Genomic DNA, 14,666 nt, shown 5'->3' with positions numbered 1-14,666 from the left:
CCCCCAGTGGGGGAGAGGGTCAGGGTGAGGGGGTCGAGTCCAAGACCTCCGAAAACTCCCGCACGATGCGGTGGGGCCGCACGGAGATGCCCTCGGGCAGGCCCGTCCGCTCGCGGTCCACCCAGATGCCGCGCAGGCCGAGCCGCTGCGGCGCCGCCACGTCCCACTCGATGTGGTCGCCCACCATCCACGCCTCGGCGGGAGCGATGCCCAGGCCCTCGAGGGCGTGGCGGTAGACGATCTCCTCGGGCTTGCCGACTCCGAACTCGCCCTCGATCACGATCACGTCGAAGAAGCTGCCGAGGTCGAATTGCTCGATCTTCCGTCGCTGCTGGCTCGTGTCGCCATTGGTGACGAGGGCCATGGGCACGCCGTTGGCGCGCAGCCGGCCCAGCGCCTCCGGCACGCCCGGAAAGAGCCGCATGACGGCCCAGCGCCGAGCCGCGAAGTCCTCGGCGATGCGGGCCGCGAGCCCGGGATTCGGCGCGCCCACCCGCTCGAGCCCATTGGCGACGATCTTGCCCCAGGCCCCCATCATGTTCATGCGCTCGCTCCGCTGGCGACCCGGATCGTCCCAGAACCAGCGCCGCGCGATCCGGACCGCGTCCGCGAGGGCGGGCGCATCGAGGCCCGCGGTCGGGGCCAGAGCCCGGCACGCGCTTTCCCACGAGGCGTCGACGCCGCCGGTGTAGTCGAGGAGCGTGTCGTCGAGGTCGACCAGGAGGGCCTTCACGATACCGTCTCGATCTCTTCGGATCCGGGGGGGAGCGGCGTCGCTCCTCCCCCGGCCCCCCCCACCGCATGAATTTTTTCGGATCCGGGGGGGAGCGGCGTCGCTCCCTCCACCGCCTCCGCCGTCGAGAACGGCGGCAGCTCGGGACGGCAGACCGCCCGGAAATTACACCAGCGGCAGATGCGCAAGTCTTCGCTCTTCTCGAAGTTCCCCTCCTCGGCGAGGTTCCTGTCCGAGTCCTTGAGATAGGCCCGCATCGCGCGCACGGAGAGACGGATGTGCTCGCGCACCCGGTCCAGGCTCACCTCGTCCCAGGGATGCGCGGTCACCTTGGCTGATCCGAGATTGACCTCGAGCAGATCCACGCGCTGGAGATCCACCCCCATGACCTCGAGGGCGTAGAGCGCGTAGCCGCCCAGCTGGATGGCCGCGCTCTCCCCGCCACTGCCGCCCGTCTTCCAGTCCACGAGCTGGAGGCGATCCGCGGCGTTCCAGAAGCCGAAGTCCGGCGCGGAGAAGACGCGGGTGCCCTCGAAGGCGAAGGAGCCGATGTCCTCGATGAAGGTCCAGCGCTCGGTCGGAGTCTGCTTGATCTCGGCGAGGAGGGGCAACCGGTGGAAATTGCGCAGGCAGCGGACGACATGGTCGCGGAGGGCCTGCCACTCGGCGTCCCGGATGGGCACCGCGTACTCGTGCTCGAAGAGCCCCGTGCGCTTGGGATGCTCGTGGTAGACGCCGGCCCTCGAGCCGCGCCACTCCCCGCGCATCTGCCGCACGGTATCCTCGATCAGCGCGGCTTCGGAGAGCGCGTAGCCGTCGCGCATGGCGAGGAGGGCCCGCTCCACCGCTTCGTGGACAAGCCGCCCCGCCCACATCTGCCGGGTCCCGAGCTGCTTGAGGACGTAGAGGCGGCGCACGAGGGGGTCGGCATCCGCCTCCCAGCCGCCCCAGGCGCCGTAGTACTGGTAGAAGTAGCGCCGGCGGCAGTCCTTGAAGACATTGTCGCGAGTACGGGACCAGGAAAAGTCGTTGACGAGGTCGGCCACGCTCCGAGTCTATCAGGTCGGCGCGCGCACGGGCACGCATTGACAGGCGAGCGGCCCCCACCTAGACTTCGGGGCACGCGTGCCCGCGACGGCTTGAACATCAGGGGCGGCCAAGAGTTTCCTCGACGCGAGTCCATAACGGGAGGATGCACGAATGAGCGACGTGACGGTGGGGACGGAGACCACGGGGGAAAGCGAGACGAGCGGGCTCACGCGGCGGCAGGTGCTCGTGGCAGGCGCCACGTTCGCCGGCTACGCGGTGGCCGTGGACAAGGCCCTGGCTCAGGCCATCAAGACCGACACCACCGGCATACAGGCCGGCGACGCCGAGGTCAAGATCGGCGACTACATGATGCCCGTCTACGAGGCGCGCCCCGCTTCCGGCGGCCCCGCGCCCATCGTGGTGTGCATCTCGGAAGTCTGGGGGGTCCACGAATGGGTGCGCGACGTGACGCGCCGCTTCGCCAAGGCCGGCTACTACGCGGTGGCGCCGGAGCTGTTCAAGCGCGAAGGGGGTACCGCTCAGCTCCCGAACATCCAGGACATCATGAAAATCGTTCTCGCCGTGCCGCGCAAGCAGTTGCTCGGCGACGTCGCGGCGGCGGTGGACTGGGCGAAGAAGCGGCCCGGCGCGCGCGCAGACCGCGCGGGCGTCACCGGTTGGTGCTGGGGCGGCTCCAGCGTCTTCCAGGTTGCGGCCACCAATCCGGACATGAAGGCGGCCGTGGCCTGGTATGGTCCGCCGGCGCGCCCCTACCCCGATCAGCCGATGCCCGTCACCGGCTTCGACGTGGCCAAGGACATCAAGATTCCGCTCCTCTCCCTGAGCGGTGAACAGGACACGAGTCCTTCGCCAGTCGATGCCCGCAAGATGGGCGAGCTCGTCAAGCAACATAACCCGAACGTCGAGGTCGTCGTGTACCCGGGCGCCAGCCACGGCTTCTTCGCCGACTACCGTCCGTCCTTCAACGCGGCGGCGGCCGCCGACGCGTGGAAGCGCTGCACCGACTTGTTCGCCAAGTCCCTCAAGGCCTGAGCGCGAGGCGCCCACAGGAGAGCCGCATGCCATTCGTCAATATCCGCATCTACGAAGGGTGGGGCAAGGAGCGAAAGGACGAGATCGCCAAGCGCGTGACCGGGGCCATCACCGAGGTCACGGGCCTGCCCAAGGAAGCGGTGTGGGTGGTGATCGAGGAGGTCAAGCCCAACGACTGGTATGCCGCGGGCAAGCCCGGCCAGCCGATGAAGACGTGACCGTCGAGATCCGCGACCCACGCTTCACGGCCGTCGTCGGCCGGGCGGTCGAGTTCGAGAAGATAGCGGGGGACTGTCTCTTCACGGAGGGACCCCTCTGGCATCCCACGGGCAAGTACCTGCTGTGGAGCGACATGCCCGGCGACCACCTTCGCCGCTGGTCGGCCACGGACGGCGTCACCACCTTCCGCAAGCCCTGCAACAAATCGAACGGCCTGACCTGGGACCGGCAGGGCCGGCTCCTCGCCTGCGAGCACGCCTCGAGCCAGGTGTCGCGGACCGAGCCCGACGGCCGCATCACCCCCGTGGCCACCCACTACGAGGGTAAGCAGCTCAATAGCCCCAACGACATCGTGTGCGCCGCGGACGGCGGCATCTACTTCAGCGACCCACCCTACGGCCGCGCGGACTTCTACGGAGTCAAGCGCGAGCAGGAGCTGTCGCACCAGAGCGTGTATCGCGCCGGCGCCGACCCGAAGCATCCCACCCTCTTGGTGGACGACTTCGACAGACCGAACGGCCTGTGCTTCTCGCTCGACGGGCGCCGGCTCTTCGTCAACGACACCGCGCGCACGCACATCCGCGTCTTCGACGTGAAGGCCGACGGCGGCCTCACGGGCGGGGGCGTGTGGGCCGAGACCACGGGGGAGGGGCGCGGCGCGCCCGACGGCATGAAGCTCGACTCCGCGGGCAATGTCTACTGCTGCGGGCCCGGCGGCATCCACGTGTTCACGCATGACGCGGTCTGTCTCGGGGTGATCAAGGTCCCCGAGCACACGGCCAACTTCGCCTGGGGCGACGATGACTACAGGAGTCTCTACATCACCGCGTCCACATCCGTGTACCGGATTCGGGTACAGGTCCCGGGTTTCCCGGCCCTGTAGCCCGCGCCGCGAACCGTCAAAGGAGGCCCGTCATGGTCCGCTCACTGTTTTTGCTCCTCGCCGCGCTAGTGGCTCTGCCGCTGGCTGCGGAAGCTCAGAAGCCGATCAAGGTTGGGGTGCCCATGCCGCTGTCCGGGCCACCCGCGCTCTTCGGCGAGCCCGCCACCAAGGGCGCCCAGATGTACGTGGACGAGATCAATGCCAAGGGCGGCGTCCTCGGCCGGAAGATCGAGCTCCTGATGCGCGACTCCAAGGCCGACGCCAATGAGGCGGTTCGGGTCGCGCGCGAGCTCATCCTCAAGGAGAACGTGGACTTCCTCATGGGGACGCTCACCTCTGCCGAGGGTCCCGCCGTCTCCGTGGTGGCCAAGGAGAACAAGATCGTCTTCATCGCGCCGATTCCCAAGACCGATCAGCTGACGGCGGCCGACAAGCTGCACCCGTATGTCTTCCGCGTGGCCGCCAACACGACCATGGAGGGCCGGAGCGCGGCCGAGATCGTGGCCAAGTGGCCGGTGACCAAGATCGCCACCATTGCCTTCGACTACGCGTATGGCCAGGATGTGACCAGGTCCTTTGTCGAGCACATCAAGAGGCTCAAGCCCGGCGTGGAGATCGTGGACCAGCAGTGGCCCAAGCTGGGCGAGCAGGACTACAACCCGTTCATCAACGCCCAGATGGCCAAGAAGCCCGAGGCGGTGGTCTCGTCCATCTGGGGCGGCTTCTTCGTGACCTTCTCGAAGCAGGCCAGGGCCCTGGGATACTTCGACGCCCTCAAGTACAACTTCATCGGCCTGGGCGAAGCGGCCTCGCCCGAGACGACCAAGTCCATGGGCGCGGACTACCCGGTGGGAATCTGGGGCAACTCGTATGACGCCTTCTACTGGGAGGACAATCCCGGCCCGCACAAGGACTACACCGCGCGCCTCTCCAAATACCTGAAGGACGAATACCCGTCGTCGTGGGCCATCCAGGGCTATATCGGCATGGCCTTCCTCGCCGAGGCGATCAAGAAGGCCGGAAGCACCGACTCCGACAAGGTCGCCAAGGCTCTCCTCGGGCTGACCATCGACACGCCCATCGGCAAGCAGACGATTCGCGAGAAAGACCATCAGGCGAACCGCGGCCAGCTCTACGGCAAGACGGTGAAGGACCCGAAGTACGCCTTCCCGATCATGAAGCCCATCACCTACGTCGATCCAACCAAGTTCATGGACTAGGTCTCTCCCCTCACCCTGGCCCTCTCCCCTGAGGGGAGAGGGATAAGAGAAGTCCCTCTCCCCCGTCGCGGGGGAGAGGGCCGCAGTTCGAGCTGAGTCGCTGCCCGCCGTTCGAGTTGAGCGCCAGAGGCGCGAGACGAGAGCTGAGTTGATTCAGAAGGCGAGGAGAGCGACGAAGTGAGGGCTGAGAAAGTGAGGGGGCCTGTTTCGATGCCCGACCTCTCGTTCGTCTTCGCGCAGTCGCTCAGCGGCCTGACCGCGGCGATGTTCCTCTTCCTCATCGCCTCGGGCCTGTCGCTCATCTTCGGCGTCCTCCGCGTGCTCAACTTCGCCCACGGCACCTTCTACATGCTGGGCGCGTACTCCGCCTATCAGATCGTGCAGTGGCTCGGGACGGGCCCGGTCACCTTCTGGGTGGCTGCCCTGGGGGCGGCCACGGGGGTCGCCCTCCTCGGCGGAATCGTCGAGCGCTTCCTCTTCCAGCGCCTCTATGGAAAGGAGGAGCTCTACCAGCTCCTCTTCACCTATGCCCTCGTCCTCATCCTGAGCGATGTCGCCAGGATCATCTGGGGCACCCAGCAAAAGTCCGTCGGACGGCCGCCGGGCCTCACGGGCGCGGTCAGCGTCTTCGGCGCGACCATTCCCGACTACAACCTCTTCATCATCCTCCTCGGTCCCGCCATCGCCCTCGGCTTCTGGTACGTGCTCCAGCGCACGCGAATCGGGCGCTTCATCCGCGCGGCCGCTCTGGACCGAGAGACGCTGGGCGCGCTCGGCGTCAACGTCAGGGCCCTCTACACGGGCGTGTTCATGCTGGCCTCGTTTCTCGGCGGGCTCGGGGGCGCCCTCATCTCACCCATGCGGGCCATCGTCCCCGGCATGGACACGGAGGTCATCGTGGAGGCCTTCGTGGTCGTGGTCATCGGCGGGCTCGGCTCCTTCTGGGGGACATTTCTGGGCGCCCTCATCTACGGGCAGGTCCTCTCCTTCGGCATCCTGTTCTTTCCGCGCTTCTCCATTTTCTCGATCTTTGCTCTCATGGCCGCCGTCCTCATCGTCCGGCCCTGGGGCCTGCTCGGCCGGCCCCTGAAATGACCGCACGCGATATTCGCCCGAACGACGGGCGCCGGAGGCCCTGCGCAGGCGCCTCGGCGGCCAAATTCCAATGACCACGCCGGATATCCGCCCGAACGCTTCGCGCCGGAGCCCTGCGCAGGCGCCTCGGCGGCCAAATTCCAATGACCACGAGCGCGGCATGAAGAGGCTGGGCTCTCGCTGGCCCGTCCTCGTGCTGATCGCCGCCTTCTTCGTCCCCGCGCTCGGCTCGCGCTACTACACCTTCCTCGCCAATGACGTCGTGATCTGGGCGCTCTTCGCCACCAGCCTCAATCTCCTCGTCGGCTACACCGGGCTGGTGTCGTTCGGCCATGCCGCCTATTTCGGCATCGGCGCCTACACGACCGGGCTCCTCATGAAGAAGGCCGGAGTGCCCTTTCTTCTCGCCTTCCCCGCCGCCGGGCTCCTCGCCGGCCTCTTTGCTGTCGTGTTCGGCTTCTTCTGCGTGCGGCTCACGCGCATCTACTTCGCCATGCTCACCCTGGCCTTCGCGCAGATCGTCTGGGCCATCTGCTTCAAGTGGAACGAGGTCACGGGCGGGGAGCAGGGCATGCCGGAGATCCCCTATCCGGATTTCGCGTGGCTCGAGCGCGTGGCGAGCGCGGTGCCCTGGCTCGGCGGCTACCGGACCTCGGAATATTTCTACTTTCTCACCCTCCTGATGGTCGGCGGCTGCCTGTGGCTCCTCCGCCGCATCGTGGGGTCGCCCTTCGGGCGCATGCTCACGACCATCCGTGAGAACCCGGAGCGCGCGGAGTTCATCGGGGTCAACGTGCGACGCTACGAGCTCGGCGCCTTCGTGATCGCGGGCGCCTTCGCCGGCCTGGCCGGCGGGCTCTTCGGCATCTTCAATCGAGGAGTCTTCCCGGACTTCGCTTACTGGACCAAGTCCTCCGAGGTGCTGATCATGACGCTCCTGGGGGGCATGGGCTCCTTCTTCGGGCCGGCCCTGGGAGCGCTCGTGCTCCTCTGGCTCAACCAGCAAATCGTCTCGTACACACAGTACTGGCCCCTCATCCTCGGCACCATCCTCGTCGTGCTCCTCTTCGTCTTTCCCGGGGGGATTGCCGGCGCCGCCCTCGGCCTCGGGCGGAGGCTCATGCGAGGGGCCGCGCGTGCTTGAGGTCCGCGAGCTCCGCAAGAGCTTTGACGGCTTTCAGGCGGTGGGCGGGGTGAGCTTTTCCGTGCCGCGCGGCTCCGTGAGCGCCATCATCGGGCCCAACGGCGCGGGCAAGACGACGCTCTTCAACCTGATCACGGGCCACCTCCGGCCTGACGCGGGCAGCGTCAGCTTCAAGGGCCGGGAGATCACGGGGATCCCGCCCCACGACCTCTGCCGCCTCGGGATGGGCCGCTCCTTCCAGCGCACGAACATCTTTCCCCAGCTCACGGTCTACGAGAACGTCCAGGCCGCCTACGTGTCCCACCGTGGCCGCGGCTGGAGCCTCTTCGCGCGCGTGGAGCGCCTTTTCCGGGAGGAGGCGGAGTCCGTCCTCGCCCAGGTCGGGCTCCTCGACAAGGCCGGCGAGGTCGCGGGCTATCTCTCTCACGGCAACCAGAAGCAGCTCGAGCTCGGCATCGCCCTCGCCCTCGAGCCCGAGATCCTCCTCCTCGACGAGCCCACGGCCGGCATGTCGGCCCAGGAGACGCGCGAGTCGATCCAGCTCATCGAGCGCATCGGGCGCGAGCGGGACCTGACCCTGCTCTTCACGGAGCACGACATGGAGGTGGTCTTCGCCATCGCCCATCGCATCACCGTGCTCCACCAGGGCCGGGTCATCGCCGACGGTGTGCCGGACGAGGTCCGCCGCCATCCGGAAGTCCGCCGCGTCTATCTGGGGGAGCGGCACTGATGGCCGCCATCCTCGAGGTGAAGGAGATCTACACCTCCTACGGTCTCTCGCAGGTGCTCTTCGGGGTCTCCCTCGCGGTGGCCGCGGGCGAGTGCGTATGCCTGGTGGGGAGAAACGGAGTGGGCAAGACCACGACCATGCGGAGCATCATGGGCCTGACCCCGGCGCGCCAGGGACACGTCGTGTGGAAAGGGCGGGACATCACCGGCCGCGAGCCCTACGAGATCGCGGGGCTCGGCATCGGCTTCGTTCCCGAGGACCGCCGCATCTTCGCCGACCTGACCGTGTGGGAGAACCTCGACGTCGCCGCGCGTGTCCGCGGGGGCGACCGGGGGGGAAATCAGGGCTGGACCCTCGAGCGGGTCTTCGATCTCTTCCCCAAGCTTCGCGAGCTGGTAAACCGGCAGGGCGGCTTCCTCTCCGGCGGCGAGCAGCAGATGCTGACGATCGCGCGCACCCTGATGGGCAACCCCGAGCTCCTGCTCCTGGACGAGCCCTCGGAAGGGCTGGCCCCGCTCGTGGTCGACCATCTCAAGGAGCAGATCGGCCGCCTGGCCCGGGAGGGGATGACCATCCTCCTCGCCGAGCAGAACGTGGACTTCTGTCTCGATCTGGCCGACCGCGTCTACGTCCTCGAGAAGGGGCATATCCGCTACGAGGGCACGGCCCGTGCTTTCCGGGAGGACGAGTCCATCCGGGCCCAATACCTTGCGCTCTGATTTTCTGGTAGGGTGTGAGCCATGGCGACCTTCATCATCACCTGCCCCTGCTGCAATGGCCGGCTGACCATAGACGCAGGCCTCGAAGCGGTGGTGGCCCACGAGCCGCCGCCGCGGAAGAGCTCGGGCTTAGGCCTGGGCGATGCCATCACCTCGCTCCAGGGCGAGGCGGCCCGTCGCGAGGAGCGCTTCCTGGAGCAGATGAAGGCCGAGCAGAACAAGGGCAAGGTGCTCGACGCCAAGCTCCAGCAGGCGCTCAAGAAGGCCAAGGACGACCCCCGCAAGCCCATCAATCCTATGGATTTAGACTAGGCTCGCGCCGAGGGTTGCCCCGACCCTCCCGCCCGCGGACATGCCGAGGACCTTGTTGAGAAGCCGAGCCTCGCGGGTGACCGGTGGGGGGGGGTCGGGGATTGCTGCGTGAGGCGCAGCCGAAGGCGAGCCGAGCCAACCCTCAAACGAGATCGGCGATCGCTCCCCCCTGACTCACAATGAAAAAGCCGCCTGACCTGACGTCCGACCTGCTCAAGCGCGTCAGCCGCTCGTTCTATCTGTCCCTCGCCGTGCTCCCAGCCTCGGTCAGACCCATCCTGGGGCTGGCCTATCTCTTCGCGCGAGCGGCCGACACCATCGCCGACACGCGCTTGGTCGACCGGGAGCTGCGGATCACTCACCTGCTCGCCTTCCGCGGCGAGCTCGACATCCTGGTCCCGGGCCGGCTCGCCGCTCTCGTGGCCGCGACGCGCGGCATCCAGTCTCTGGCAGCCGAGCGCACCCTGCTCGAGCGCCTGCCCGAGTGCTTCGCGGCGTACCAGGCGCTGCCCGTGGCGGATCGCCAGCGCGTCCGCCATGTCCTCGAGACCATCATCGAGGGAATGACCGAGGATCTGCGCCGCTTCCCCGGCGAGGACGAGACGGGCCTCGCCGCCCTCGAGTCGCGCGACGACCTGGACCGCTACACCTACCTCGTGGCCGGCTGCGTCGGCGAGTTCTGGACGGAGGTCCACGTCGCCCACCGGACGCGGCTCAAGCACTGGGACCTCGAGACCATGAAGGCGCTCGGCATCCGTTTCGGCAAGGCGCTCCAGCTCACGAATGTGCTGCGCGATATTCCGCGCGACCTGCGGCAGGGCCGCTGCTATCTGCCGAGCCGCGACCTGGCCCGGCTGGGGCTCGAGCCCAAGGACCTCCTCGATCCCGCGGCCGGCGCCACGCTCCGACCGCTGCTCGTCGAGCTGCTCAACCTGGCCCTCGATCACTACGAGGCGGGCTGGCAATATACCTTCGCCATCCCCAAGCGCGAGACCCGGATGCGCCTGGCCTGCGCGTGGCCGCTCCTCATCGGCCTGCGCACCCTCGATCTCCTCGCGCAGTCGCCGAACTGGCTCGACCCCGACGTGGTCCTCAAGGTCCCGCGCTTCCGCGTCTACGGCATGATGGCGCAGTCCATGGCCACCGTCTGGTCCTCTCGCATGCTGGCAAGAAAAGCGCGCCAGCTCCGCGAGCGAATCCGCCTGTGATCCCCATCCTCCAGGTGGACGCGTTCGCGGAGAGGCCCTTCACGGGCAATCCGGCCGCCGTGGTCCTCGATGCCCGCGGGCTATCGGACTCGCAGATGCAGGCGGTGGCCGCGGAGACGAACCTCCCCGGCACGGCCTTCCTCACCCCCGCCGCGCGGGAGGGCGCCCACTGGCACCTGCGCTGGTTCACGCCGAAGCGGGAGGTCGCCTATTCCGGCCACACGACGATCGCCGCCGTGCACGCCCTCCTCGAGGCGGGCCGGCTCCGTGACGAGCGCGTTGTCTTCGAGACGATGAGCGGCCACCTCGGGGCCAGCGTGGTCGCGGACAAGACGCGGCGGCTGATCTGGCTCGAGCCCAAGGTACCGACGCTTCACCCGTTCACGGGACAGCTCGCGCATGTGCGCGAGGCGATCGGTCTGCCCGCCGCCGCGGGCTGGGCGGCCGCCGTCACCACGCCGGACCACGATCTCGTCATCCCCGTGGCCGGGCTCGAGGTCCTCCGGGCCCTCAAGCCGAACATGGCCGCCCTCGGAGAGGTCGCCACGCATGCCGGCGTCCGCGGGGTCTGCGTCGTCTCGCGCGAGACGGTGGAGGCGGACTCCGCCACCCACAGCCGCTTCTTCGCGCCGCACTACGGCATCCCCGAGGACATCGTCACCGGCTCCGTTCATTCCTCGATCGGCCTCTGGCTTTTCGAAGCGGGCCTGCTGCGCCCCGCCGGCACCATGGCGGCCTTCACGGCCGAGCAGGGCGACGGCCTCGGGCGGCCCGGGCGGCTTCGCGTCGAGCTCCTCGTCCAGGACGGCGCCGTGGGCCGCGTCCGCGTGGGCGGCTCCGCGGTGAGCGTGATGGCCGGCAGCATCGCCCGCCCGCCCGCGTGAGATTTCTCGGCGTCGACCTCGCGTGGAAGGACGGCAATCCCTCGGGCGTGGCCCTCCTGGGCGGGCAGCGCTTTCCTCTCCACCTGCGCGAGATCCCGCGCAGCCTCGCTCGTCATGCGGAGGTGCTCGGCTGGATCGCCAAGCATGTCGCTCATCACCGAGCCTCGGTCGCCATCGACGCCCCGCTGCTGGGTCTGGGCGCCGGCCGGCGTGGCTGCGACAACGAGATCTCGAGCTGCTTCGGGCGCTTCCACGCCTCGACGCACAGCCCGCCTCGGTACCCCGGTCTCGATGCCTTCATCTCGGCCCTGCTCTCCACGTACCCCCTCGACGCATTCGGCCCCGCCTGGTGTCCGAGAAGCGCGAGCCCGGCCATACGCGAGATCTATCCGAACGCGCTCCAGGTGCTCCTCTTCGCGCTCGACCGGAAGCCCGGGCTCACCATCGTGAAATACAAGCAGCGTCACTTCGGCCCTCGACGGCGCTGGGTCGAGGACGGGCTCCAACCCTTCATCGAGCGCTGCCGGACCGCGCTGGGCGGGCGCTATGTCGTCGCCGGGGATTCGGCGTGGCGCGCCCTCGTCGCCTTGCGGCCGCGGGCGTCCATGTCGGGCGCCGAGCTCAAGTCCATCGAAGACCGGTGGGACGCCATCCTCTGCGCGGTCGGCGCGGCGCTCGAGGTCTTCCAGAAGGGCTCCATGCGCTTCTATCCCGACGGCGCCGACACCTGGCGGAGCGGCTACATCCTGGCCCCGGCCCTAGCGAGTGCGCGATAGGACAAGCGCGCGGGCCTCTTCCATGTGGCGTTGTGCTTCGGCATAGCGGCCGAGGCGACCGAGGGCCACGGCCAGGTTCGCGTGCGCCTCGGCATGGCGCTGATCGATCCGTAGCGCGGCCTCGTAATGTCGCGCCGCCTCCTCCCAGCGTCCCTGTTTCGCCAGCGCGATACCCCAGTTGTTCTCCGCGTGAGCGAGTCGCGGGTTGACGCGGAGAGCCTGCTGGAAGTGGGCGATGGCCTCGTCGGATCGGCCGCGCTCGTCCAGAGCGACCCCGAGGCTCGAATGCGCGACGGCCGAGGGAGAGGCCAGGAGGGCATGCGTCCACAGCGCCTCCGGATCGTGCCACACGCGGATCTGCCCGATGGTGAGCCAGGCCAAGAGGCCGAGGGCGGCGCCAGCCACGGGGATCGACCACGAGCGGCTCCAGAGGAGAGCCACGAGCCCTCCGAGCAGGATGACCCAGGGCAGACATGGCAGGTAGGTGTAGCGGTCGGCGGCGATTTGCGGACCATTGTGGGCGATGCCAACCACGGGAAGCAGCATCACCACATAGGCCGCCCACGCCGCGAGGAGCCACGGCTGACGCCGCCGCAGCACCAGCGCCGCCACGGGGATCGCGATGACCAGCGTCATGCTCAGACGGTATACGGCCGCCCCCGGGTCGAGCTCCAGCGGAAGCTCGTAGAGCGGCGAGAGCCCCGCCGGAACGAGAGTCTTCCAGAGATAGAAGACGACCGAATAGCTCGAGATGGCGAGGCGCTGCGCCACGCCGAGATCGGCCAGGCTGCTCACGCTGCCTCCCGCGCGCACGGCAACCGTGGCCACGGCGGCCGCGAGCAGGCTGAGGAGCGCGAAGGGAGCCTTCTCGATCAGTCGCAGGCGCCAGGCGCCCCGCCCGCGCGCGAGCGGATACATGTCCAGGATGAGGAGGACCACGGGCAGGCTCACGGCCATCGACTTGGACCCGAGCGACAGGGCGAAGGCGCCGAGGGCGAGCCAGTACCAGCGGCTCCGCCAGACCGGCTCCTCCCGGACCGCTCGAAGGTAGGCGAGCAGGGACACCAGGAAGAAGAATGCCGAGAGCACGTCGCGCCGCTCGGTGACCCAGGCCACGGACTCGACGCGGAGCGGATGAAGGGCGAAAGCCAGGGCGGCGGCGGCCCCGCCGGCGAGGCGCTCGGCGCCCCGCCCCGCTTCGAGGAGCCGCATGGCGAGAAGACAGACCAGTCCGGCATTGGCGCCATGGACGAGGACACTGGTCAGGTGATAGCCCCGAGGATCCATGCCCCACAGGACATGGTCGAGGGCGAAGGAGAGCCACGTCACCGGTATCCAGTGGCCCTTGTGGAAGCTCGTGAGCATCCAGCCGAGCTGGGATGGACCAAGCCCGCGCCAGGCGCGATTGACGACGAGATTTGCTTCATCGTCCCATGGCAGAAAGCCGCCGCCGAGGGCGGGAAGGAAGACCATGCAGGTCAGCCCGGCCACGCCGAGGGCGACCAGCATCTCGGCGGACCGCGCGTCCGCAGACGGAGCGGCGGGCCGCGCCGTCGAGCGCCTCATCCGGTCACGAGAGGCTCAGTCCCTCACGGGCAGCGCGAGCAGTCCCTCGGGATCCACCCGCGCGCGCCGCAGCTGGACGCCCCAGTGCAGGTGCGGCCCCGTGGCGCGCCCCGTGCTGCCCACCGTCCCTATCGTCTCTCCACGCTCCACGAGCGCACCCTCGGCCACCTGCACCCGATCGAGGTGCATGTAGAGCGTATAGAGCCCCTGGCCATGGTCCACGGCCACCGTGCGTCCGCCGAAGAAGAAGTCGCCGATGAGGGCGACCCGGCCCCGGTTGGCGGCGACGACCGGCGTCCCCGTGGGCGCCGAGTAGTCGAGCCCGGAGTGAGGCGAGCGGGGTTTGCCATTGATGATCCGCCGCGCGCCGAAGCCATCCCCGGGCCCGGTGGAGGCCACGGGCCGAGTGAAGTGGCCGCGCCAGAGCCGTTCGCCCGAGACCATGCTGTAGAGCGTGTTGAGCTGGGCCGCCTCCTTGTTGGCCCGCTGCTCGGTGGCGCGGTCGAGATCGACCATGTTCCCGGGCAGCGACAGCTTCTGCACGGGAAATTTCCGAGACCTGATCCTGAGCGTGCCCGCGGCCTTTCGCGGGTTGCCCGTGGCGTCGACCCAGCCCACGCGCCACGGCGTCTGCCCCGCCGGCGCCGCGAGGTCCACCCCGATCAAGGCCGCGTAGCCATCGGCATAGGGGAAAAAGATGAGCGGCCGCTCGCCGACGCTGCCCTCTATCACCTTGGCATCGGGCACGCCGGTGACGACGAGCGCGCCCGTGTCCCCCTGACGCAGCGAGGACGGCGTCGCCGTCACCCTAACCGCCCCTTCCGCCGGCAAGACCAGCAGCACCGACAGCGCCACCACAACGCCCAGACGAATCATCATGCCGCGATTGTACGCGGCCGGTTCTGAAGTCCGAAGAAACGGCAACGGTAGTGCGCGAGATGGGCGTGGGCCGGGTGCCGTCCGGAGCGAATCCGACGAGCCGTAGCGCGCCCCGAAGCGCAGGGCGCCTCCGCCCCGCGAGCCGTCCCCGCCGCAGGCGGGGCGGTGAGCGACCCCCGTCTCGGGGGATGGGGGGCAGGGCGGAGGCGCCTACGC

The 14,666-nt window shown here is 68.7% G+C and carries 16 protein-coding genes; 12 read left to right on the top strand and 4 right to left on the bottom strand.

The genetic code is table 11. From position 1 onward, the window contains the following. Positions 1 to 19 precede the first annotated feature (19 nt). Both VGT00_08360 and VGT00_08355 read right to left on the bottom strand, forming a co-directional pair. Positions 20 to 733, bottom strand: a complete 714-nt coding sequence (locus VGT00_08360; protein HEV8531415.1) for an HAD family hydrolase — start codon at positions 731 to 733, stop codon at positions 20 to 22. Continuing rightward, positions 730 to 1,779, bottom strand: coding sequence for a PD-(D/E)XK nuclease family protein (locus VGT00_08355; protein HEV8531414.1), 1,050 nt, complete (start codon positions 1,777 to 1,779; stop codon positions 730 to 732). Before VGT00_08355 ends, VGT00_08360 begins: the two co-directional genes overlap by 4 nt. Positions 1,780 to 1,933: 154 nt before the next feature. Between VGT00_08355 and VGT00_08350 the strand changes: the two genes are divergently transcribed. The 12 genes from VGT00_08350 to VGT00_08295 all read left to right on the top strand — a co-directional run bounded on the left by VGT00_08350 (position 1,934) and on the right by VGT00_08295 (position 12,005). Continuing rightward, on the top strand, positions 1,934 to 2,815 hold the full coding sequence (locus tag VGT00_08350) for a dienelactone hydrolase family protein (protein ID HEV8531413.1): 882 nt from the start codon (positions 1,934 to 1,936) through the stop codon (positions 2,813 to 2,815). 26 nt (positions 2,816 to 2,841) lie between these two features. Further along, complete coding sequence (locus tag VGT00_08345; protein HEV8531412.1) at positions 2,842 to 3,033, top strand: 4-oxalocrotonate tautomerase family protein; 192 nt, start codon at positions 2,842 to 2,844, stop codon at positions 3,031 to 3,033. After that, positions 3,030 to 3,917 (top strand): SMP-30/gluconolactonase/LRE family protein, encoded by an 888-nt coding sequence (locus VGT00_08340; GenBank protein HEV8531411.1) that lies wholly within the window; start codon positions 3,030 to 3,032, stop codon positions 3,915 to 3,917. Before VGT00_08345 ends, VGT00_08340 begins: the two co-directional genes overlap by 4 nt. A 32-nt stretch (positions 3,918 to 3,949) precedes the next feature. Beyond that, positions 3,950 to 5,137, top strand: coding sequence for an ABC transporter substrate-binding protein (locus tag VGT00_08335; GenBank protein ID HEV8531410.1), 1,188 nt, complete (start codon positions 3,950 to 3,952; stop codon positions 5,135 to 5,137). A gap of 210 nt (positions 5,138 to 5,347) precedes the next feature. Then, complete coding sequence (locus VGT00_08330; GenBank protein ID HEV8531409.1) at positions 5,348 to 6,232, top strand: branched-chain amino acid ABC transporter permease; 885 nt, start codon at positions 5,348 to 5,350, stop codon at positions 6,230 to 6,232. A 160-nt stretch (positions 6,233 to 6,392) separates the two neighbouring features. Next, entirely contained in the window at positions 6,393 to 7,376 is a 984-nt protein-coding gene (locus VGT00_08325; GenBank protein ID HEV8531408.1) for a branched-chain amino acid ABC transporter permease, read from the top strand. After that, entirely contained in the window at positions 7,369 to 8,106 is a 738-nt protein-coding gene (locus VGT00_08320) for an ABC transporter ATP-binding protein (GenBank protein HEV8531407.1), read from the top strand. The genes VGT00_08325 and VGT00_08320 overlap by 8 nt, the downstream gene beginning before the upstream one ends. After that, positions 8,106 to 8,825 carry an ABC transporter ATP-binding protein gene (locus VGT00_08315; GenBank protein HEV8531406.1) on the top strand — a complete coding sequence of 240 codons (720 nt, stop codon included), beginning with the start codon at positions 8,106 to 8,108 and terminating at the stop codon, positions 8,823 to 8,825. The genes VGT00_08320 and VGT00_08315 overlap by 1 nt, the downstream gene beginning before the upstream one ends. A 21-nt stretch (positions 8,826 to 8,846) precedes the next feature. Then, entirely contained in the window at positions 8,847 to 9,137 is a 291-nt protein-coding gene (locus tag VGT00_08310; protein HEV8531405.1) for a hypothetical protein, read from the top strand. A 179-nt stretch (positions 9,138 to 9,316) separates the two neighbouring features. Next, a complete protein-coding gene (locus VGT00_08305; GenBank protein ID HEV8531404.1) occupies positions 9,317 to 10,345 on the top strand; it encodes a phytoene/squalene synthase family protein in 1,029 nt (342 codons plus the stop codon). Then, positions 10,342 to 11,229, top strand: coding sequence for a PhzF family phenazine biosynthesis protein (locus tag VGT00_08300; protein ID HEV8531403.1), 888 nt, complete (start codon positions 10,342 to 10,344; stop codon positions 11,227 to 11,229). Before VGT00_08305 ends, VGT00_08300 begins: the two co-directional genes overlap by 4 nt. Beyond that, complete coding sequence (locus tag VGT00_08295) at positions 11,226 to 12,005, top strand: DUF429 domain-containing protein (GenBank protein ID HEV8531402.1); 780 nt, start codon at positions 11,226 to 11,228, stop codon at positions 12,003 to 12,005. Before VGT00_08300 ends, VGT00_08295 begins: the two co-directional genes overlap by 4 nt. On the opposite strand, the gene VGT00_08290 is transcribed toward VGT00_08295, so the two are convergent. Together VGT00_08290 and VGT00_08285 are read right to left on the bottom strand one after the other, a co-directional pair. Continuing rightward, positions 11,988 to 13,571 (bottom strand): tetratricopeptide repeat protein, encoded by a 1,584-nt coding sequence (locus tag VGT00_08290; GenBank protein ID HEV8531401.1) that lies wholly within the window; start codon positions 13,569 to 13,571, stop codon positions 11,988 to 11,990. The two genes, VGT00_08295 and VGT00_08290, sit on opposite strands and share 18 nt — an antisense overlap. Positions 13,572 to 13,586: 15 nt before the next feature. After that, on the bottom strand, positions 13,587 to 14,450 hold the full coding sequence (locus VGT00_08285; GenBank protein HEV8531400.1) for a M23 family metallopeptidase: 864 nt from the start codon (positions 14,448 to 14,450) through the stop codon (positions 13,587 to 13,589). Positions 14,451 to 14,666: the final 216 nt, after the last annotated feature.

This window comes from Candidatus Methylomirabilota bacterium, assembly GCA_036002485.1.
Classification (GTDB): domain Bacteria; phylum Methylomirabilota; class Methylomirabilia; order Rokubacteriales; family CSP1-6; genus AR37.
This window is presented reverse-complemented; position numbering and strand designations above follow the sequence as displayed.